The sequence below is a fragment of the Streptomyces sp. NPDC052107 genome, from assembly GCF_040680215.1.
Taxonomy (GTDB): domain Bacteria; phylum Actinomycetota; class Actinomycetes; order Streptomycetales; family Streptomycetaceae; genus Streptomyces.
Map to the genome: position 1 here is coordinate 22,396 of NZ_JBFAWG010000031.1, position 20,818 is coordinate 43,213.

The following is a 20,818-nucleotide window of genomic DNA, read 5'->3' on the forward strand; positions in this document are numbered from 1 at the left end:
CCCACACCCCCTCAAGGCCGTGCCCCGCATGGCCAGTTGGCGGTAGTGCCGGCTATGGGGAGTGGACGGTGGGGACGGATCGTTCGTAGGGTCTGCGGGAGACCGCGAGGCCGCCACCGACACGGGTGCGTTCGCAGTGCGGCGGGGTCGCGAACATCGTTGATGAGGCAGTCTTCGCGGCGATCAGCTACGTGCCGGTCACCGGCTGCGCCTGGCGGCCCCTGCCGCCATGCCTCGGGGTGCCGAAGTCAACAGTGCGCCGCCGGTTCCTGATCTGGCCCCGGGCCGGCGTCTGGGGACGGCTGCACCAGACGGCTGCACCAGAAGATCCTCGGGATGCCCGCCCGGCCAGGGCCCGCTCGCCCCCTCCCGACGAGGGCCGCCCGGATATCCGGACTGCGGCCCTGTCAGTGGCGGCTCCCAGGCAGCCACGCCTCAGAAGCATGGACTCAACGGCCGGCGCCCTGGCTGTCACGTTCGGCGGCAAGCCGGCTTTCCAGGCCCGCGATGAGCGTGTCCATCACCAGGCGGAATCTGCGGTCCTGGACAGGCCCTGACGGGTCTGCGTCGGTGGACTCGTCTTCGCCGGCAGCGAGACCGGGGGGCTTGAGGCTCGCCCACTGGTGAAGCGAGCCGTTGAGTTCGGCGGTGAGGACACCGACGACGACGGCGAGCACCAGAGCAGCGGCCTCCGAGACCTTCGACTCCGGCACTCCCGCGGCGGCCACGATCGCGGTGAGCGCGGTCCAGAACGGATCGTCGGGCTGGATGAAATCCGGCTGGTGGCTGAACGAGTAGGCCATCAGCTCGGGGTGACGATGCGCCAGCGTACGGAAGTCCGTGGCGAGCAGGCGGATGCGCTCCTGCCAGGGAGCGTCCTCCAGCGTCACGGTGCGGAACTGGGCGCCGACCATTCTCGTCACGCCGCGCAGCACCGCTTCCTTGTTCGGCACGTGGTGGTACAGCGACATCGGGTTGGCATCGAGCTCGGTGGCGAGTTTGCGCATGGTGAGCGCCTCGACCCCGTCCTCGTCGATGAGCCGCAGGGCGGCGGCATAGATCCCGGCCTCGGTCAGAGGCACGTCTCTCTTCCTCGTTCCCCGCGGGGGACGCCTCGCCTTCTTTTCCATACCTCGCACGGTATCAGTTTCGTACATCGTATGGAAATGACCTTGATCACAGCGGCCGGCCGCACCGCCGGGGGTTGCGTCGAGTTTCCATACGGCGTACGGTACCAATTCCATACGGCGTATGTTTCCGTGAGGCGCCACGGCATCGACCAGCGCACCGCGCCCTTGCCCGTCTCCCTCCCACACAGGAGCAAGCCATGACCACGAACTCCGCGAACGACCTTCGCCCCATCCGGTCCCCGCGCGGGATCCCCCTCCTCGGCCACACGCCGCAGATCCCTGACACCAACCCGGTGGAGTACTTCAACGAGCTGTCCAAGCAGTTCCCCGAGGGGATCTACGGCATGGACATCGCCGGCATCGAGCAGGTCTTCGTCTTTGACCCGGACCTGGTGGCCGAGGTCTGCGACGAGACGCGGTTCTTCAAGCAGATCGAGAAGACGCCGCTGACCCATGTGCGGGACTACACCGGGGCGGGGCTGTTCACGGCCCACCAGCACGAAGAGGAATGGGCCATGGCCCACCGGATCCTCCTGCCGGCCTTTAGTCAGCGAGCCATGAAGACCTACTACGGACAGATGCTGGAGATCGCCCAGAACCTGGTCGGCAAATGGGAGAGCCGGGAGGGTCAGCCGGTCGCCATCACCGACGACTACACCCGGCTCACCCTCGACACCATCGCCCTGTCCGGGTTCGGCTACCGCTTCCAGTCTTTCGACAAGGAGGAGCTGCACCCCTTCCTCAACGCGCTGCTGGAGGCGCTGATCGAGTCGATGCGGCGCTCCCAGGAGCTGCCGATGATGACCAAGCTCCGTAAGGCGGACGACCGGAAGTACCGCGAGAACATCCAGCTGATGCGCGACCTGGTCGAGAGCGTGATCAAGGAGCGCCGTGAGGGGAAGGGCAGCGGCGAGGAGGACCTGCTCGGCCTCATGCTGGAGGCCACCGACCCGGAGACCGGCGAGCTGCTGGCGGACGACAACGTCCGCGACCAGGTGGTGACCTTCCTGATCGCCGGTCACGAGACCACCAGCGGCCTGCTGTCGTTCGCCACGTACTCGCTGATGCGCAACCCGCACGTTCTGGCGCAGGCGTACGCCGAGGTGGACCGCCTGCTGCCCGGTGACACGGTCCCGGACTACGACACGATCATGCAGCTGGACGTCATCCCGCGGATCCTGGAGGAGACCCTGCGCCTGTGGGCTCCCATCCCGATGATCGCCAAGGCGCCCATCGACGGCACCGTCATCGGTGACCGGTACGAGCTGAAGAAGGGGACCAGGGCCAACATCCTCATGGGCGCACTGCACTCCCACCCCAAGGCGTGGGACCGCCCGGAGGAGTTCGACATCGACCGGTGGCTGCCGGAGAACCGCGCCGAGCAGCACCCCCACGCCTACAAGCCGTTCGGCAACGGTGTACGTGCCTGCATCGGCCGGCAGTTCGCGCTCACCGAGGCCCGCCTGGCCCTGGCGCTGGTACTGCAGAAGTTCCGGTTCTCCGACACCACCGACTACCAGATGGACGTCCGCGAGGCGCTGACGCGCAAGCCCGGCGACTTCCAGCTGGTCGTCCGCAGGCGTCAGGAGCACCAGCGGACCGTCTTCGGCGCCGCCGACCTGCAGGCCGGCGACACCCAGGCGCAGACAGCGGTCAGCGGTGTCGGGGTGAACCTGACCGTCGCCTACGGCTCCAGCCTCGGTTCCTGCGAGGACCTTGCGCGCACCCTCGCCGACCGCGGTGAGCGCTCCGGCTTCGGCACCACGCTGACGAGCCTGGACGACCTCGGCGACAACCTGCCCACCGAGGGCCTGCTCGTCGTCGTCGCCGCCAGCTACAACGGCAAGGCGCCCGACAACGCCCAGCGCTTCGACGACCTGCTCGCCGCCGGCCTGCCCGAGGGTTCACTGTCCGACGTGCGGTTCGCGCTGCTGGGTGCCGGCAACACCCAGTGGGTGGCCACCTTCCAGGCATTCCCCAAGCGGATCGAGGAAGGTCTGCTGGCCGCCGGCGCCACCCCCGTCGTCGAGCGCGGCATCGCGGACGCCGCCGGTGACTTCGACGGCATGGCGAGTCGCTGGATGGATGCCCTGTGGGCCACCCTGGCCGAGGAGTACGCCGCCGACACCTCCGCGGCGAGCGGCCCGCGTTACCAGGTCCAGTTGCTCACCGAGTCCGACGTGCGCCCCGCCATCGTCTCCGAGCAGGCATACCCGCTCACGGTGGTGGCCAACGAGGAGCTCGTGGAGGACGCGACCGGCCTGTGGGACTTCAGCATCGAGCCGCCGCGCCCGTCCGCGAAGTCCATCACCGTCGAGCTGCCCGAGGGTGTCACCTACGACACCGGCAACCATCTGGCCGTCTTCGCCAAGAACGAAGCCGCCCTCGTGGAGCGCGCACTGAGGCGACTCGGTGTCGAGTACGGTCAAGTACTCCGGCTCGACCAGCCCGGCGGCGGCCGCACGCACCTGCCGGTCGGCGTGCCCGTCACCGCCGGCATCCTGCTCACCGAGTTCCTGGAGCTGCAGGACGTGGCCACCCGCTCCCAGATCCAGACCCTGGCCGAGTACACCCAGTGCCCGTGGACGCGGCCGCAGCTCCAGGCGTACGCGGCCGACACGGAAGAGGCCGAGGAGCACTACCAGAAGGAGATCCTCGGCAGGCGGGTCTCGGTGCTGGGCCTGCTGGAGCGCTTCCCCGCGGTCGAGCTGCCGCTGGCGGTGTTCCTGGAGATGATGGGGCCGATCCGTCCGCGCTTCTACTCCATCTCCTCCGCCCCGTCGGCCAACCCGCGCCATGTGCGCCTCACCGTCGGCCTGCTGGAGGGTCCGGCCCTGTCCGGCGACGGCCAGTACCGCGGCACCTGCTCCTCCTACATCGCGGGCCTCGAGCCCGGGGACGTCGTCTACGGCTATGTCCGCGTGCCCTCCCCGACGTTCGCCCCGCCGGCCGACCCCGCCACTCCGCTGATCCTGATCGGCCCGGGCACCGGCATCGCGCCGCTGCGCGGCTTTCTTGAGGAGCGGGCCTGGCAGCACGAGAACGGCACGCAGGTCGGCCTGTCGCAGGTCTTCGTCGGCTGCCGCCACCCGGAGCACGACTACTTCTACCGGCAGGAGATGCAGGGCTGGGAGCAGGCCGGGATCGCGCAGGTCCACACCGCCTTCTCGGCGGTGACCGGCCACCCCGCCCGATTCGTGCAGAACGCCATCGCGGGCGCCGCCGACACGGTGTGGCAGGCCATCGAAGACGGCGCGTACATCTACGTCTGCGGTGACGGCCGCCGCATGGCACCCGCGGTCCGCGAGGCACTGGCCGCCATCTACCGCCGGCGGACCGGCTGCGACGACGAGACCGCCCAGCAGTGGCTCGCCCGGCTCGAAGCCGACGAGCGCTACCAGCAGGACGTCTTCGCCTGACCGTCGCACGCCGTCAAGGCCTGTGCCCCCCAGCCGCCGGGAGGCGTGCGGCATCCGCCGCTGCCGGCCGTACGCCTCCCGGCCACCACAAGCCCCTCGGACACCGCATGGCACCCATCGGCCCGAACCGCCGAGTGCCGCTCACAGAAAGCAGATCCTCATGGACACCATGCTCGCCGGACGCTTCCACCTGGACAGCAAGAAGTTCGCCGTGGAGGAGGTCCCCATCCCCGTGCCCGGCCCGGGCGAGGTACTCATCGAGGTCAAGGCCGCAGGCGTCTGCCTCTCCGACGTCCACCTCCTCGACGGCTCCCTCGTCCCGCTGTTCGCCACCTCCGACACGGTCACCGTCGGCCACGAGGTCTCCGGTGTGATCCACACCCTCGGCCCCGACCTCAAGCGCGGCCTGACCGTCGGCACCCGCGTCACCCTGGAGGCCGGCAAGACCTGCGGCCGGTGCGCCGGCTGCGTGCGCCGCCGCCCCTGCACACAGATGCTCACCGCCGGCATCGACTACGACGGCGGCTGGGCCGAGTACGTGATCGCCCGCGAGGACACCCTCATCCCTATCCCCGACAGCCTCCCCTTCGACCAGGCCGCGATCATCCCCGACGCGGTGTCCACCCCCTACGCCGCCGTCGTCGCCACCGCGGGCGTCCGTGCCGCCCAGTCCGTCGGCATCTGGGGCGTGGGCGGAGTCGGCGCGCACAACGTGCGCCTCGCACGCCTGGTCGGCGCCGCACCCATCATCGCCGTCGACCCGCTGCCCAGCGCCCGCGAACGCGCCCTGGCCTTCGGCGCGGACCACGCCCTGGACCCGGCCGCCCCCGACTTCGCCGACCAGGTCCGCGCGGCCACCGACGGACGGGGCCTGGACTTCGCCTTCGACTGCGCCGGCGTACCCGCCGTCCGCGAGCAGGCCGCCTCCGTGCTCGGCCTGGGCGGCTCCCTGATCCTGGTGGGCATCACGCCCAAGCCGCTCACCATCACCGAGGGCCTGACCTTCAACTACCTGCAGAAGCAGGTGCGCGGTCACTACGGCGGCTTCCCGGAGTCGGTCTCCGAGCTGGTGCGACTGGCCGCAGCCGGGCGCCTGGACCTGGCCCCCTCCATCACGGACCACATCCCGCTCGTCGACGCGGCCGACGCGGTCAGACGCCTGGAGAACAAGATCGGCGACCCGATCCGCCTCATCCTCGTCCCCTGACGCCCGTCAGCAGGACACCAAGCCACCCTGGGCAGGGGTGAGTGGGCGCCGGTGCGTGAGGGAGCACCGGCGCCCACGGTTTTCCAGCAGCAGAACCGTGCAGGGACGGAGCCATGCAGACGATCGACACCCCGGGCGGTACTCCGCAGCGCAGGGATGCTCACGGGAACCGCAGACGAATCCTCGCGGCCGCTCGCCAGAAACTGCGGGACGACCCCAACGCGAGTCTCGACGGCATCGCTCAGACGGCCGGCGTCGCCCGACGTACCCTCTACGGACACTTCTCCAGCCGGCAGGCGCTGGTCGCCGAGCTGGCACGGGAAGCGGGACGGGCGCTGAAGCAGGCGTTCGGCGCAGCCCCTGCCACGGATGCCGATCCGCTCGAGGCGATGACGCGGATGGTGCTGGCGGCATGGGCGGTGGGCGACCAGTACCGCATGCTCATCTCTCTGGGGCGACGCCACCTGGGAGAGGAGGCGATCCGCGCCACCCTGGCACAGGCCCGTGAGGAGGCCGTCGCGACCATACGGCGCGGTCAACACCAAGGCGTGTTCGCAGACCATGTCCCGGCACCTGTCCTCGCCCAGGCGCTGGAAGCACTGATGCTGACCCTCGCCGAGGAGAACGCCGCGGGCACGTGGGCGGACCCGACGGGTGAGGCCGCCGCCACCGCATTCCTCGTCGCCGCCGGCGTGGCACCGCAGGCGGCTGCGCTCCAGGTGCGGGACGTTGTCAGGCGGGGTCCGGCAGCGGGCGTCGGGTGACCTCATGGGCGTCGTCCGGAGGGACGCCGAGCATGCGCAGGACCATCTCGGCCAGGTCGGAGGCGGCCTCGTCCCCGTCGATGTCGGGGCGGGCCAGTCGTAGCGCCACCAGGGACATCAGGGTGCCGCCCACGGCGGACAGGGCGGTTGTCGCGTTGCCGCAGGTGAAACGGCCCGACGCGATGCCGATCTCCAGGTCGCGCAAGGCGCGCGGGGAGAGACCGCTGTCCGAGTGGATGTGAGACAGACCGCGGTCGCGCAGGATCCGCAGGAGTTCCGGGTGGGAGTCGGCCATCCGGGCGGTGAGCCGGAAACCGGCGGCGACCAGCTCGGCCGGGTCGTCGATGCCTTCCACGCGCTCGTCGATGACCTGCCCGAACTCCTCCAGGGCGTCCGTCACCGCGGCGTCGAACAGCTCCGTCTTGGACTCGAAGTGGTTGTAGAAGGATCCGAAACCGACATCGGCGCGCTCGGCAATGGCCTGGATGCTGGCGCTGGTGTCCCCGGTCTCCGCGAGGATCTGCCGGGCCGCACGCACGAGCGCCTGACGGGTCTCGGCGCGGCGCCGCTCGAAGCGGTTCTTGGGTGGGGCTGACGTCGGCATACGGCTCAGTGTAACCGCCGCGACGATGACCCTGCCATTACTGATGAAATCCTCAATTATTTGGGCTTCACCTATTGACGATGAGAAACAGCAGAGTTGATGATTCCCTCATTACAGCAGTGTTGCTTGGAGGACACCATGTCCCACATCCCCGTTAACAAGGGCGGTCCTCTGACGCCCCACCAAGACCTCCACAGCGAGCAGGGCGCCCTGCGCGGAGAGCACCCCGGACGAGCCCGCAATCCCGTGATCAAGGTGGCGGACCTGGCCTGGCTGGAGTTCGAGAAGCCGGACCTGGACCGGGCCGAGGTGTTCGCCCGTGACTTCGGTTTCGCGATCGCCGCCCGCACCGACCACGAACTGTGGCTGCGCGGCACGTTCGAGGGCTCACCCTGCATGGTCATCCGGCGTGGGCGCGCCTCCCGCTTCCTCGGGCCGGCGTTCCGAGCGGCCGAGCGGGCCGATGTGGACCGGCTTGCCGCGGCCGTCGGGCACACCGTCCGGGACATCGATGTACCGGGTGGCGGCCGGTCGGTAGCCCTGTTCGATCCATCGGGCCTGCCGGTCCGGGTGGTGCACTGTGCCGAGCCGCTGCCCGCGCTGCCCGGGCAGGAGCCGCTGATCCTCAACTTCGGTTCCGATCACCGTCGTACGAACGCCACCCAGCGTCCGCCCCGCGAGCCGTCCCGCATCCAGCGTCTCGGCCATGTGGTGCTGGAGACACGGTCGTTCGCCCGCACCCTGGAGTGGTATCTGGACACCCTCGGCATGATCGTGTCGGACTTCCTGTTCCTGGACGGGCAGCGCGAGCGCGGTCCCACCATGGCGTTCATCCGCTGCGACCAGGGCAGCACGCCCGTGGACCACCACACTCTCGCCCTGCACCTCGGGCCCGGGACCGGCTACGTCCACTCCGCCTACCAGGTCACCGACCTCGACTCGATCGCCGCCGGCGGGGAGTACCTGGCCGAGCGCGGCTACCGGCGCAGCTGGGGCATCGGCCGGCACATCCAGGGCAGTCAGCTCTTCGACTACTGGCGCGACCCCGACCGCTTCATGCTGGAGCACTTCGCCGACGGCGACCTGTTCTCCTGCGACCTCGAACCCGGCTGGGCGCCGATGTCGGCGAGCGGCCTGGCCCAGTGGGGCCCGCCCGCCACCCGCGACTTCCTGGGCACCACCCCCTCCCCCGCCAAGCTCCGCGAGGTCATGACGGCCCTGCGCGACGACAACGAACTCGACCCCGCACGCCTGCTGGGCCTGATGAAAGCGATGAGCTCATGAGCACCAACGTTCTGCGCACCAGCGACGGCTGGTGGGTCGTCCGCGACGAGCGCGCCGTCCGCATCGAGACCAAGGCGGTTACCACCGCCGACCTGCTCGCCGACCGCGCCGCCGTGCGGGAGGCCGCCGCCTCCGGCGAGAGCGGCACGCCCGTCGCCGACCTGGTGGCGCTGCCTCCGGTCACCACCCCGTGCCGGGTGGTCGCCCAGATGGTCAACTACCGCAGTCACGCCAAGGATTCCGGCTTCACCGGCGACATCCCGCCCACCTTCTTCCGCAAGGCGTCCGGCTCGGTCAGCGGCCCGCACGAGACGATCGTCCGCCCCGCACACGTGAAGTTCCTCGACTACGAGGTCGAACTCGGCCTCGTCATGGGTGCGACGCTGCCGGTGGGCACCGTCGTCGAGGAGGCGGACCTGCCGCGCTACGTCGCCGGGCTCGTCCTCACCAACGACGTCAGCGCCCGCGACGTGCAGCTGACCAAGACCCAGTTCTACGAGAGCAAGTCGTACCCGACCTTCACACCGACCGGCCCGTACCTGGCCCTGCTGGAGCCCGAGGACTTCGCCCGGCTGATCGACCTGCGGTTGCGGCTGTCGGTCAACGGCGTGCCGCGCCAGGACCGCACCCTCGCCGACATGATCGTACGGCCCGCGCAGGCGCTCACCCTGCTCGCCCGCTTCCAGACCCTCGACCCGGGTGACCTGCTGCTGACCGGAACCCCTGGCGGCACCGCCCTCAAGGCGCCGCCCAAGCCGGTCGAGAAGATCGCCGCCCTGCTGCCGCCCGCGCTGAAGTGGAAGGCGTTCTTCAACGGCCAGGCCAAGAACCCCCGATACCTGCGCAACGGCGACCTCGTCACAGCCACGATCTCCACCCCCGACGGGCACATCGACCTGGGCGAGCAGCGCAACGCCGTGGCGGACGCGACGTGAGCGACACAGCCCGGAGACCCGTGGTGATCATCGGCGCGGGGCCCGTCGGCGTCACGGCCGCGCTCCTGCTCGCCGGGCACGGAGTGGGCAGCCTCGTCCTGGAACGCCATCAGGACGTCTACCCCCTGCCGCGCGCCGTCGTCGCCGACGACGAGGTGCGCCGGATCCTGCAGAGTGCCGGGATCCACGAGGAGTTCGCCGCCCTCGCCCGACCGGCCCGCGGGCTGCGGCTGCTGGACTCCCGGCACCGCGTGATCGCCGAATTCGCGCGGTCGCCGCACGGTCACCACGGCTTCCCCCAGACGAGCATGTTCGACCAGCCGGACCTGGAGCGCCTGCTGCGCGCCGCTCTCGCGCGCCGCCCGGAGTGCGAGCTGTGGGGCGGGGTGGAGGTCTTGTCCGTCACCCAGGAAACCGACGGTACGGCTCCGGTCCGGGTGACCTTCCGACGGGAGGGCGGCACCGACGAGGAGCACGTATGGGCCGACGCCGTCCTCGGCTGTGACGGCGCGGGCAGTCTCACCCGTGACGCCATCGGCGCCGTGTGGGAGGACCTGCACTTCGAGGAGAGCTGGCGGGTCATCGACGTGCGCACCAGCCGCCCGGTGCGCACATGGGAAGGCGTCGACCAGATCTGCTGCCCCACCCAGCCCGCCACTTTCATGCGCCTCGGCGAGGACCGCTACCGCTGGGAGTTCCGGCTGCCCGCCGACGTACACCTGGACGGCCCGGACGGCCGGGTACTCCTGCGAGAGCTGATCGCCCCCTGGGTGGACGTGCCGTCCGACGCCTCGGGCGGCGACGACTTCGAGGTGATCCGGCAGGCGCAGTACACCTTCCGGGCCCGCCTCGCGGACCGGTGGCGCCGGGGACGCGTCTTCCTGCTCGGCGACGCCGCCCACCTCACCCCGCCCTTCATCGGGCAGGGCCTGTGCGCGGGCCTGCGCGACGCCCGCAACCTGACCTGGAAACTCGCCCGCGTTCTCCAACAGGGCGCAGACGACAGGCTGCTGGACACCTACGAGCGCGAGCGCAAACCGCACGCCCGCCATGTGATCCGGCTCGCGGTGGCCATGGGCTGGGCCATGACGGGTGGACAGGACCACGCAGCGGCGCTCCGCCGGGCCGCCGTGGGCATGGCCTGCCGCGTGCCCGGGGTGACCTCTGCGGTGAGCCGTGACCTCAGCCCCGCGCTGACCGCCGGCCCGCTCGTACGACGCCGCCCCGGGCTCATCAAACGCGGGCTGGCCGGCACCTTCTGCCCACAGCCCTGGGTGACCACCGACGGCAGGCGAGTCCGCCTGGATGACGTACTGGGAGACTCCTTCGCCGTCCTGACCGCTGTCCCGCCCACCCCACAGATGACGGCCGTGGTCACGGCGCTGGACGCACCCACGATCCACGTCGACGACCTTGACGACGACGGCACCCTGGCCGACTGGCTGGTACAGGGTCGGGCGGACGCGGTTCTGCTGCGGCCCGACCGCGTCGTGATGAGCACCGTGCCTGCCGGCACCGGTGCCTTCCCGGACTCCACCGCCTGGGCCTCCCTGCTGCACACGGCCCGTCCTACCGCCGAAGCCCGGTCCGTCCCCCTGCCGAGGAGCACCGCGCCATGACCCCCCAGCGCCCCACGCCGTATCCGGAACCGTTCCTGTCGCCCGACCCGAAGACGGTCGCCGGCAGCCGCATCGCGGACTTCGCCCGCTGGGCCGCCAGGCAACAGCGTGCCGAAGCGATCCAGGACCCCACCGACTACCAGGCTCTGCACCATTGGTCCGTCACCGACCTGGAGGGCTTCTGGGCAGCGGTGTGGGAGTACTTCGACATCGACGCGACCACCCCGTACGAGCGGGTGCTGGCCGAGGAGACCATGCCTGGCGCGCGCTGGTTCCCCGGCGCCACCCTCAACTACGCCCACCACGCGCTGCGCAACCTGCACCCGGACGCTCCCGCGATCACCGCGCTGGACGAGACGGGAGCCGGCTACGAGATCACGGGCCGGCAGCTGCGCGCCCAGGTCGCCTCCGTCGCGGCCACCCTGCGGGACCTGGGCGTCGGCCAAGGCGACCGGGTGGTCGGCTACCTGCCCAACACCCCCCACGCCCTCATCTCCTTCCTCGCCACCGCCAGCCTGGGCGCCGTGTGGTCGGTATGCGGCCAGGACTACGCACCCAAGGCCGCCGCCGACCGCTTCGCCCAGCTCGAACCCACGGTGCTCATCACCGCGGACGGCTACCTCTTCAACGGCACCACGCACGACCGCCGCGCCGCCTCCCTCGAACTGGCCGACGCCCTGCCCAACCTGAAGGCCACGGTGCTCGTGGATCACCTGGGCACTGCCTGGCCCGAGAACCGGCACACGGGCCTCACGGTCCCCTGGGACGACGCCGCCACCCGCACCGAGTACCTCACCATCACCTCGGTGCCGTTCGACCACCCTCTGTGGATCGTCTTCTCCTCCGGCACCACCGGCTTGCCGAAGGGCATCGTCCACGGGCACGGCGGCGTCCTGCTCGAACACCTCAAGATCCTCGGCCTGCACTGCGACCTGGGCGTCGGGGACCGCCTGCTGTGGTACACCACCACCCACTGGATGATGTGGAACCTGGTCGTCTCCACCCTCCTGACCGGCGCCACCACCTGCACCTACGACGGCAGCCCCGCCCCGGTGGCGCGCCCCGACGTCCTGTGGGATCTGGCGGCCCGCCACAAGGTCACCGTCTTCGGCACCAGCCCCCAGTACCTGCTGGCCATGGCCAAACTGGGCATCGAACCCTCCGCACACGACCTGTCGGCCATCCGCGCCGTCGGCAGCACCGGCTCCGCCCTGCCCGCCTCCGCCTACCCCTGGGTCCGCGACCACGTGGGCGCAGGAATCCAGCTGGCCTCCACCAGTGGCGGCACCGACGTCGTCTCCGCCTTCGCCGGCAGCGCCCCCACGACCCCCGTCTGGGCCGGCGAGCTGTCCGCCCCCCACCTCGGCGTCGCACTCGCGGCCTACGACGACGCAGGACGGCCGGTCGTCGACCAGGTAGGCGAACTGGTCGTCACCCGTCCCATGCCCTCCATGCCGCTGCACCTCTGGAACGACCCCGACGGCAGCCGCTACCGCGACGCCTACTTCGGCGCCTACCCGGGCGTGTGGCGGCACGGCGACTGGATCACCCTCTCCTCCCACGGCTCGGTGATCGTCCACGGCCGCTCCGACGCCACCCTCAACCGCAACGGCGTGCGCCTGGGCAGTGCCGACATCCACGACATCGTCGAACGCCTCCCCGAGATCACCGAGGCACTCGTCATCGGCGTGGAGGAACCCGACGGCGGCTACTGGATGCCCCTGTTCGTCGTACCCGCGCCCGGCGTCGCCCTGGACGACGTCCTGCGCGAGAAGATCCGCGCCGCCATCCGCGCCTGCGCCTCGCCCCGCCACGTCCCCGACGAGATCCTCGCCGTACCGGCCATCCCGCACACCAGGACCGGCAAGAAACTCGAAGTCCCGGTCAAACGCCTCCTCCAGGGCGCCCCCGCCGAACAGGTCCTCAACCCCGCGGCGGTCGACAACCCGGACCTCGTCGCCTACTTCGCCCGCCTGGGAACAGAACGCCGCCAGGCCCGTCACCCGCACACCGTCAAGGACGCCTCATGACCCTCTCCGCCGCCCTGGCCTGTCTCATCGTGCTGATCTTCAACCTGCTCGGCGTGGCCAAGATCATGGCGCTCGGCCCGATGCCCGAGCTGGCCGCCCACGCCGGCTTCACCCCCGCGGCCTACCGAGTGATCGGTGCGCTGGAGTTGGCAGGCGCCATCGGCGTGGCCCTCGGACCGGTCCTGCCGCTGTTCGGAGGTCTGGCCGGCGTCGGGCTCCTGATACTTCTCGCCAGTGCTGTGACCACGCACGTGCGCAAGGGAGACAGGTTGCCGAAACTCGTCCCGGCGGTGGTGTGCGCCGCTCTGGTCGCGTGGTATCTCGTGCTCCTTGTCGGTATCGACTCATGACATGAACCCGCGGCGGAGGTCCCTGAGTCCTGTTAGCCAGCCCACTCCAGGCCTGGCACACTGAATCTGTGGTTCCGCTGATGACCGCGGCCGATCAGGCCGCGTCCTCATCACTCACAGGCGCCGGCGTGGTGTCGGCCTGCGCACTGCTCTTCACCGTCGCGTCGTTCTGGTGGCTCAACGCCAGACAAGGGCGCCTGAAGACATGGGAGCCTCATGCCTTCGCAGCGATTGTCCACTCATCCACGGCCCGCCTGCGGCTCCCGCTCGTCCTTCACAACACCGGCCCCAAGCCGATAGTCGTCCAGGACCTCATCCTGACCTTCCCCGACGAACCCGCTTCTCACCTGCCGCTTCTGTGGGTGTCCTCACCGTCTCGCCTCCAGCCGGGGCCGGACGAGGACGCGAAGCTGCCGGCGGGCTTCGTCGTGCCCGGCAGAGAAGCGCAACAGCTCTTCATCGAGTTCGAGGCACCGTTCTCCGGGTTCATGCCGGAGGCCCGTGACTACACGGTCCAGCTGCAAGCGCGGGTCGGTCACCGCAAGGGGTGGCGCCGCCTGCTGACGTTCACCCTGCGGGCCGCCAACATCGTCGATCCGAGTCGCTACACCGTCTACAACAATGCGCCGGTCGAGCTGACGAAGGAAGATCAGAAGAGGGCGGACGCCGCGCTCCTCGAACTGTTGGAAGACAAGGGGGACGACTCCGCTCCGGGCGGCAGGAGACACCGGAATTCTCCACATGACGATGGCGATACCGGAGCGAGCCGCTGATGCAACACCCGCCGGCCGAGCTCGTACATGCGGGCGAGCAGGCCATCACGGCTCCGCCCGGCCCGAGGAGACGTATCGGGGGCTTCCGCTTCGGCCCAGGGGCAGGGCAGGCGGCGACGAGGGAGTTCCCCACACCCGAATGCTGCTCCACTTCCGGGAAGTCGAAAAACCGCAGGTCCTTCGATGCCCTACCGGCTTCTTCAGGTCCGACGCTGGGCACCGGCGCGGGCGTCGGCTCGACGGGCATCGGCCTCCCGCCCGACCCGGTGCCTCGTCGACGGCATAGGCAACGAATGCGAGGAGTGCCGTCCGGCAGGTATCGCGCATCCGGTCCCGCTCGGTCGGAGCCTCGGTGCGGAGGCCGGGAAGTGGCACTGCCGCTCTGTCGTCGCGGTCGAGGGGGATCCTCGCGCACCGCGCGGCACACTTCCGCCACCAGGTCGCCGGAGCGCACCACGAGCTGGCCGCCGCGTTTCGCGCAGAGAGGTGTCGAGGTCGGCCAGGCAGGCGCCGAGAAAGGCCACGCGGTTGGGCGCGGCGAATCCGGCCGCATCCACGGCGCGGTCACGGACGAAGGAGCGGAACGACCGCGCCGGCGGTCTCCACCGCCGCACGGAACTGCGGATGGTCGTGCAGGCACAGGTAGGAGGCGAAAAGAACCACCAAGACACGCATAGTGGTCAGCTTCGTTCCGGCGGGCGGCGTCGGCCGGTGTGGACGGCACTGTCTTCCGGCGGCGTGGCGGGTCCGGATGCGAGGCGGCCGTTCGTTGCCGGTTCAGCGCCGTCGGAGGCAGCACGTTGGACGCGGGCGGCGGCACGGACGATGTTGCGGGCCATCCCGCCGAAGACGACCGCATGAAAGGGCGAGACGCTCCACCAGTACACCTGGCCGAGCAGCCCCCGCGGATGGAACACCGCCCGCTGCCGGTACCGCACAGGCCCGCCGTCGTCTCCGTCGACGCGCATCTCCAGCCAGGCCAGACCCGGCAGTCGCATTTCGGCGCGCAGCCGCAGCAGCCGCCCGCGCTCGATCTCCTCCACCCTCCAGAAGTCCAGCGAGTCGCCCACCCGGAGCCGCCCGGCGTCCCGCCGACCGCGGCGCAGGCCCACACCGCCCACCAGACGGTCGAGCCAGCCGCGCACCGCCCAGGCCAGCGGGAAGGAGTACCAACCGTTCTCGCCGCCGATCCCCTCGATCACCTGCCACAGGGCGTCGGGCGCCACGTCCGCCTCACGTTCCCGGACGTCGGTGTACAAACTGCCGCCGGCCCAGTCCGGGTCGGTCGGCAGCGGGTCGCTGGGCGCGCCGGGCACGGAGGCGGACGACCAGCGAGTGCTCACCTGCGCGTCACGTACCCGCTGCAACGCCAGGGCGACGGCCCGGTCGAAGCCGAGCGGGTGTCCCGGAGGGCTGGGCACGTACCGCTCGATGTCCCGCTCCCTGCAGACCACTTCGTGGCGCAGGGACTCTGTCAGCGGGCGGGCGATCGAAGCCGGCACCGGGGTCACCAGGCCGACCCAGTGACTGGACAGGCCGGGCGTGAGCACAGGAACGGGCACGATGAGCCGCCGCGGCAGGCCGGCGACGGCGGCGTACCGCTGCATCATCTCCAGGTAGGTGAGCACCTCCGGGCCGCCGATGTCGAAGGCGCGGCTGACGCCAGCCGGCAGGCCGGCGCAGCCCACCAGGACGCGCAGCGCGTCCCGCACCGCGATCGGCTGGATGCGGGTCTGCACCCAGCGCGGGGTCACCATGACCGGCAGCCGCTCGGTCAGATACCGCAGCATCTCGAAGCTGGCCGAGCCGGAACCGATGATGACGGCGGCGCGCAGAACGGCGGTCGGCACACCCGAGGCCAACAGGACGCGGCCGACCTCGGCGCGGGAGCGCAGATGCGGGGAGAGCCGCGATGCGTCGACGCCGGCGGGCGTGAGACCACCTAGGTAAACAAGGCGGCGGACGCCTGCCTGGTGTGCCTGCGCGCCGAAGACGTGCGCGGCGTCGCGGTCGGTCCGCTCGAAATCGCGGCCGCTGCCGAGCGCGTGCACCAGGTAGTAGGCGACGTCCACACCTTCCATGGCGCGCGCCACGGACTCGGCATCGGTCACGTCGCCCCGGACGATCTCCACCCGGTCCGCCCACGGATGGTCGCGCAGCTTGCGCGGCGTGCGGACCATACAGCGCACCCGGTGACCGGCGTCCAGCAGCTCCGGCACCAGTCGGCCGCCTATGTATCCGCTCGCGCCGGTCACCAGACAGGTCAGCGCTTCGCGGGCCGTCGCTTCGTCCTCGGTCATCATCATGGCTGCCTCATGCGCAAGGTCACCGTTCCTGCGCTCCCTCGTGCACCGGTGCACCGCACCGGACTTCTCCACTGTCTCTACCGTGCCGCCGGTCAGGCCGGATGCACTCCGTGCGCGCGGCAATCGGGTGACGTGCGCGTCGGGGGGAAGGACGCGTCAGCGGGGCTCCGCACAGACGCCCGGCGGTCCCGTCGTTCCGTAGTCCGCCAGCGAGGATCTCTCGCCCCGGCGCGTCGTTCGCATGGGTACGAGGAGGGACTACGCCTCTTCTCGTGTCCATCCATCCGTTCAAGGTGCTCGCGGAGGGTGCTGCTCGTGCGACGGGACGCGTGAGCCCCCGGACCGTGACGGCACGTCCGGAGGCTCACGCCGGGATCTGCTCCGAACCCTGCGACGCTCGAGCAACCCCCAGCCGTTCGCGTATGCGCGGTCCGTTGGGCGTGAAGCCGTAGGTACGCGCGCCGGGGCCGGCCGAGGCCGCGTACCAGCACCGGGCGGCAGGCCGGGCCGAACAGCCGCTCAGTACGCCTGGGACGCTGTGCGCTGGAAATCCTCCAGGGCGTCCAGGATGACGGTGCGTCGGTGCCATGCCGGCCCGGCCCACCACGTCAGCGGTTTCGTGCGGGGCCGCGAGCTGGCTGCGGGTGAATCCGGCGATCGACCGGGCGTGATGCGACGGGATCACTCCCAGCAAGGCACCACGCTCGCCGAGCAGCGGAACGCTGTGACAAGCGCGGCTGCCGGCGCGCAGGATCACGTGCCGGGAATCCTCGTCGAAGGCGGTGGCAGTGGCGACGTCGCGAATGGTCACCTGCCGGCGGTCCCGGGCGGCCCGCGCGCATGCGGTGCCGGAGTGGTCGACGAAGGCGAAGAAGTCCGTGGACTGCCGACCGAGCCCGGAGTGCTTCTCCAGGCGCAGCAGTCCGCCCTCGGCTAGCTGCACATTGCCCATGGCGGCCTCGGTGATCTCCAGTACCCGGCGCAGCCCCGCGCCGAGGACCGCGCCCTGCGGAGCCGTCGAGCTTGTGCCGCCGGACAGCCGGAGCCCGGGAAGCGGGGGAGCGCCGGCCCGGGCGCGGTGGGGAAGCCAGGCGCCGGTCCGCTCGTCCGGCCCGGCAATGCGGATGACCGCGTCCGCAAAAGTATGGAGCTTGACGTTGTGCCGCTGAGAAGTACGGCGCAGCAGCTCGGACCCCTCCTCCAGGGAGGCGAGACGGTATCGCTCCTTGAGGATCCCCTGAGCGGCGGCCACGGCCGCGTGCGCGAGCATCCGATTGCGCAGGGCGACATTCTCCCGCCGAAGCCGCTCGACCGGATCCGGCTGGGCGGAGGGACTCGGATGCGTGCTGACGTGGATGTCGATCTCCTGGCCCACGAGTCCTCGCCCTCCTCGCTGCTCGGCAGGCCGGCCCAGGTCGTCCACGGCTCCTGCAGTGTCTCCTTTCCAGCGCACACCTAGGCGTCATGATCGCAAGCCTTGCCTGCATCGCGTACGGCCTGCAGCCGACTTGGCCTCAAGGGGAAGCGCCATCGTCCGACCGTGGCAGTCGCAGGGCGAGCAGGGCGATGTCGTCGTGGGCCCCTGCCACGAGTCCGTTCATCAGCTCGTCACTTAGCTCGTCGAGGTCCTGGTCGACCAAGGCGGCAGCGTGCTGCCGGAGCCGGGTCATACCGTGATCCATGGATTCGCCGCGCCGTTCGATCAAACCGTCCGTGTACAACAGCAGGGTGCTGCCCTCGGGCAGGGACAGGCAGGCACTGGGCCGTTCGGCGTGCGGGTCGACGCCCAGCAGCAGGCCATGTGCTTCGTGCAGGTAGGCGGTGTCGCCGTCCGCGGTGACCAGCAGGGGCGGTGGATGTCCGGCACTCGCCCATTCCAGCTGGTAGGGCCCTCCTTCCTGGCCCTTGAGCAGCGCGTACACGCAGGTGGCGGTCCGGTGTCTGTAGAGGGCGTCGACTGCGAGGTCCAAGCGGCGCAGGATCATGCCGGGGGGCTCCCGGCGGTCGCAGGCGATGCCACGCAGCATGTTCCGCACCTGGCTCATGGTCACGGCGGCATGCAGATCGTGGCCGGTCACGTCGCCGATGATCAAAGTGGTGTCACCGCTTTCCGGCAGGACGAAGCTGTCATACCAGTCACCGCCGATCTGCGCAGTGGCGAGCGCCGGGGAGTAGCGGGCGGTGATGCGCAGACCCGGCAAGACGGGCAGGACCGGCAGCAGGGAGCGCTGGAGGCGCTCGGCGACGGCCTGGGTCTCGGCGTAGAGCCTGGCGTTGTCGAGAGCCAGCGCGATGCGGTGGGTCAGGTCCTCGACCAGCGCCAGGTCCCCCTCGCCCCATGGCGGGTGCCCCTCGCCCCTGACCAGGGTCAGCGCACCCAGCACTCTCCGGCGTGCCCGCAAGGGTGCCATGATCACGGAGTCTCCACCCAGTCGGGCGAACGGTTGCATGGATGCGGCGTGCAACGGATCGGACGCCTCCTGCCCGGTCGCCAGCCGCCCGGCCGACAGCAGCAGCGGGCCGGCACCGCGAAGCACCCGGGACAACGGGCCTGCCGCCGTCTCCGGCGCCGTCGGCAACGGTCCCGTCAGGCCGGTCAGGGCGGCATTGGGGTCACGGTGCGAGACACAGACCCGCTCGACGGCGCCGTCCTCGTCCATCAGGTCGGCCGCGGCCCAGTCGGCCAGACCCGGCACCAGCACCCGGCACACCCGCCTGAGTCCCTCGACCGCGTCCAGCGTGCTCGACAGCGCCGCCGCGCTCCGGGTGGCGAACGCCAGCTGGTCGAGCGCCGCTCGCAGCGCCGCGTCCCCGTCATCCTCGTCCATGGCGACCACTTACCCGCCTGGCGGCCCTACGGCCGCTTCCGCCCTGGGAAACCACTCCTCGGGTAGGGCATTGAAGCCGTGCACGGCACAAGGGCCCAGGCATGTACTTACGGTCTCACCGGGCCGCGTTGCTTCCTTACGGCGTGTGGCTGAGCGCTCCGTCTGGCCGGTCCGGCCGACCGCATGCGGACTGCCGACAGCGAGGTGTTGTGGCGGTCCCGGTCGGGCAGCGGGCCTTTGATCGCGGGCCCGGCGTAGGCGTTCCCTCCGCGGGCGTTGCGCTTGACGATCGCAGCGATGCGCGGACGTCGCACGGCCTGTCGGACACCCTCTGGTCGCCTCCGGGCCCCGTCGTGGGTCAGGTCTCGGGCCTGACCGACATCCAGTCGGCACGGCCGCCCGCGCCGAGGACTTCGACGTCGGCCGCGAGTTCGTCGGTCGGTCCCTCCCGCAGTTCGCGTCGGGTGATGTGTCCGACGACGAACGGGAAGATCGGCCGCAGCGGCTGGCACCAGCGCAGCCACGGGGGCGCGTAGATGTTCCGGGCGCGATGCGTGATGCCGGTGGCGAGCCAGTCGGCCACCTGCGCCGGACTGTGGACCTGCCGTGCGAACGACGGCTGGTGCCGACGGAGGGCCCTCAGCACCGGGTGCTCGTCCATGCCGGCGATCATGTCTGTGCCGGTCCAGTGCAGGTAGGCGATGCCGACGGTGACCCCCTCGGGGGCGACCTCACCACGCAGGGCCAAGGCGAAGGACTCCGCACCTGCCTTGGACGCGCAGTACGCGCTCATCATCGGAGCGGAGCCGAACGCGGCGGTCGAGGCGATCTGGAGGAAGTAACCTCCGGTCCGCGTGAGTTGGGGAAGGAAGGCCCTGGCGGTGTTCGCCGCCCCGACCAGGTTGACGTCGACGACGCGTCGCCACAGCTCGGCCTCGGTGCGGGTGAAGGGCCCGCCGACGGCGATGCCGGCGTTGGCCACCACGACACCGGCCGCTCCGAGCAGCTCCTCGACCTGCCGCGCAGCACGGTCGAGGGCCACCTGATCGGTCACGTCCGCCTCGACGCAGACGGTCATGGTGGCCAGCGACGCCGCCACCTGGGACAGCGTCGCCTCCTCACGGCCGACCAGAGCGATCCGCATGCCCTCCACGGCCAGGCGCCGCACCAGAGCCTCGCCGACACCGCGCGCCGCCCCCGTCACCACAGCGACCCGGCCCCGCAGTGGGCTGTCGCGCATGGCGGTAGACGGGCGGCTGCCGAGGACAGTACGCATGCGGTCCTCATCTCTCCCGCTGCCGTGGTCGGCCGCCTCCCCGCGTACCCGAAACTCACAGCCGGTCACCCTCACAAGAGCGCCGGATCGTCGACTGCATCGTGGCTTGAGCCACGACCGCCCAGGTCCGGCGTGGTCGAACCGGGGCAATCGTGCTGGTGCAGACGACGCACACCCTGAGGAAGTCGAGGTATGTCATGGCCCAGGATCTGACGCCGAAGTACTCGGTGAAATACTGAGCGTTACGGGCACCGGCATGTGGATCTCACCCGGCCCACGACGATGGGCTGTAC

15 protein-coding genes and 2 pseudogenes are annotated in these 20,818 nt (G+C 70.6%); 10 read left to right on the forward strand and 7 right to left on the reverse strand.

Going from position 1 to position 20,818, the window contains the following annotated elements; genetic code table 11:
- Positions 1-92 precede the first annotated feature (92 nt).
- Positions 93-311, forward strand: a pseudogene (locus tag AB0M27_RS27740) (transposase); the annotation flags it as partial.
- Positions 312-449: 138 nt separating this feature from the next.
- Here AB0M27_RS27740 and AB0M27_RS27745 read toward each other — a convergent pair.
- On the reverse strand, positions 450-1,082 hold the full coding sequence (locus AB0M27_RS27745) for a helix-turn-helix domain-containing protein (protein WP_365725200.1): 633 nt from the start codon (positions 1,080-1,082) through the stop codon (positions 450-452).
- A gap of 245 nt (positions 1,083-1,327) precedes the next feature.
- Between AB0M27_RS27745 and AB0M27_RS27750 the strand changes: the two genes are divergently transcribed.
- The 3 genes from AB0M27_RS27750 (at position 1,328) to AB0M27_RS27760 (ending at position 6,520) form a co-directional block, all read left to right on the forward strand.
- Positions 1,328-4,549, forward strand: a complete 3,222-nt coding sequence (locus tag AB0M27_RS27750) for a cytochrome P450 (RefSeq protein WP_365725204.1) — start codon at positions 1,328-1,330, stop codon at positions 4,547-4,549.
- A gap of 160 nt (positions 4,550-4,709) precedes the next feature.
- Positions 4,710-5,756 carry a zinc-binding dehydrogenase gene (locus AB0M27_RS27755; RefSeq protein WP_365725205.1) on the forward strand — a complete coding sequence of 349 codons (1,047 nt, stop codon included), beginning with the start codon at positions 4,710-4,712 and terminating at the stop codon, positions 5,754-5,756.
- Positions 5,757-5,869: 113 nt separating this feature from the next.
- Positions 5,870-6,520: a TetR/AcrR family transcriptional regulator gene (locus AB0M27_RS27760; RefSeq protein ID WP_365725207.1), complete on the forward strand. Its 651-nt coding sequence runs from the start codon at positions 5,870-5,872 to the stop codon at positions 6,518-6,520.
- On the opposite strand, the gene AB0M27_RS27765 is transcribed toward AB0M27_RS27760, so the two are convergent.
- Entirely contained in the window at positions 6,489-7,124 is a 636-nt protein-coding gene (locus AB0M27_RS27765; RefSeq protein ID WP_365725209.1) for a TetR/AcrR family transcriptional regulator, read from the reverse strand. The genes AB0M27_RS27760 and AB0M27_RS27765 overlap by 32 nt on opposite strands.
- 138 nt (positions 7,125-7,262) lie before the next feature.
- Between AB0M27_RS27765 and AB0M27_RS27770 the strand changes: the two genes are divergently transcribed.
- From AB0M27_RS27770 to AB0M27_RS27795, 6 genes are all read left to right on the forward strand, one after another.
- A complete protein-coding gene (locus AB0M27_RS27770) occupies positions 7,263-8,408 on the forward strand; it encodes a VOC family protein (protein WP_365725211.1) in 1,146 nt (381 codons plus the stop codon).
- The gene (locus tag AB0M27_RS27775) at positions 8,405-9,343 is read left to right on the forward strand and encodes a fumarylacetoacetate hydrolase family protein (protein WP_365725213.1); all 939 of its coding nucleotides are present in this window, start codon (positions 8,405-8,407) and stop codon (positions 9,341-9,343) included. Before AB0M27_RS27770 ends, AB0M27_RS27775 begins: the two co-directional genes overlap by 4 nt.
- Positions 9,340-10,962: a bifunctional 3-(3-hydroxy-phenyl)propionate/3-hydroxycinnamic acid hydroxylase gene (locus tag AB0M27_RS27780; RefSeq protein ID WP_365725215.1), complete on the forward strand. Its 1,623-nt coding sequence runs from the start codon at positions 9,340-9,342 to the stop codon at positions 10,960-10,962. Before AB0M27_RS27775 ends, AB0M27_RS27780 begins: the two co-directional genes overlap by 4 nt.
- A complete protein-coding gene (locus AB0M27_RS27785) occupies positions 10,959-12,992 on the forward strand; it encodes an acetoacetate--CoA ligase (protein WP_365725218.1) in 2,034 nt (677 codons plus the stop codon). Before AB0M27_RS27780 ends, AB0M27_RS27785 begins: the two co-directional genes overlap by 4 nt.
- Complete coding sequence (locus AB0M27_RS27790) at positions 12,989-13,342, forward strand: DoxX family protein (protein ID WP_365725220.1); 354 nt, start codon at positions 12,989-12,991, stop codon at positions 13,340-13,342. Before AB0M27_RS27785 ends, AB0M27_RS27790 begins: the two co-directional genes overlap by 4 nt.
- 68 nt (positions 13,343-13,410) lie before the next feature.
- Positions 13,411-14,115: a hypothetical protein gene (locus AB0M27_RS27795; protein ID WP_365725307.1), complete on the forward strand. Its 705-nt coding sequence runs from the start codon at positions 13,411-13,413 to the stop codon at positions 14,113-14,115.
- Positions 14,116-14,533: 418 nt separating this feature from the next.
- Here the strand turns inward: AB0M27_RS27795 and AB0M27_RS27800 are convergent.
- From AB0M27_RS27800 to AB0M27_RS27820, 5 genes and pseudogenes are all read right to left on the reverse strand, one after another.
- Positions 14,534-14,790, reverse strand: a pseudogene (locus tag AB0M27_RS27800) (deoxyribodipyrimidine photo-lyase); the annotation flags it as partial.
- Between the two features lie 5 nt (positions 14,791-14,795).
- The gene (locus tag AB0M27_RS27805) at positions 14,796-16,415 is read right to left on the reverse strand and encodes an SDR family oxidoreductase (RefSeq protein WP_365725298.1); all 1,620 of its coding nucleotides are present in this window, start codon (positions 16,413-16,415) and stop codon (positions 14,796-14,798) included.
- 370 nt (positions 16,416-16,785) lie between these two features.
- A complete protein-coding gene (locus tag AB0M27_RS27810; protein ID WP_365725222.1) occupies positions 16,786-17,796 on the reverse strand; it encodes an ANTAR domain-containing protein in 1,011 nt (336 codons plus the stop codon).
- Positions 17,797-17,935: 139 nt separating this feature from the next.
- Positions 17,936-19,249: a GAF domain-containing SpoIIE family protein phosphatase gene (locus AB0M27_RS27815; protein ID WP_365725224.1), complete on the reverse strand. Its 1,314-nt coding sequence runs from the start codon at positions 19,247-19,249 to the stop codon at positions 17,936-17,938.
- A 358-nt stretch (positions 19,250-19,607) separates the two neighbouring features.
- Positions 19,608-20,525: an SDR family oxidoreductase gene (locus AB0M27_RS27820; protein ID WP_365725227.1), complete on the reverse strand. Its 918-nt coding sequence runs from the start codon at positions 20,523-20,525 to the stop codon at positions 19,608-19,610.
- Between the last annotated feature and the right edge of the window lie 293 nt (positions 20,526-20,818).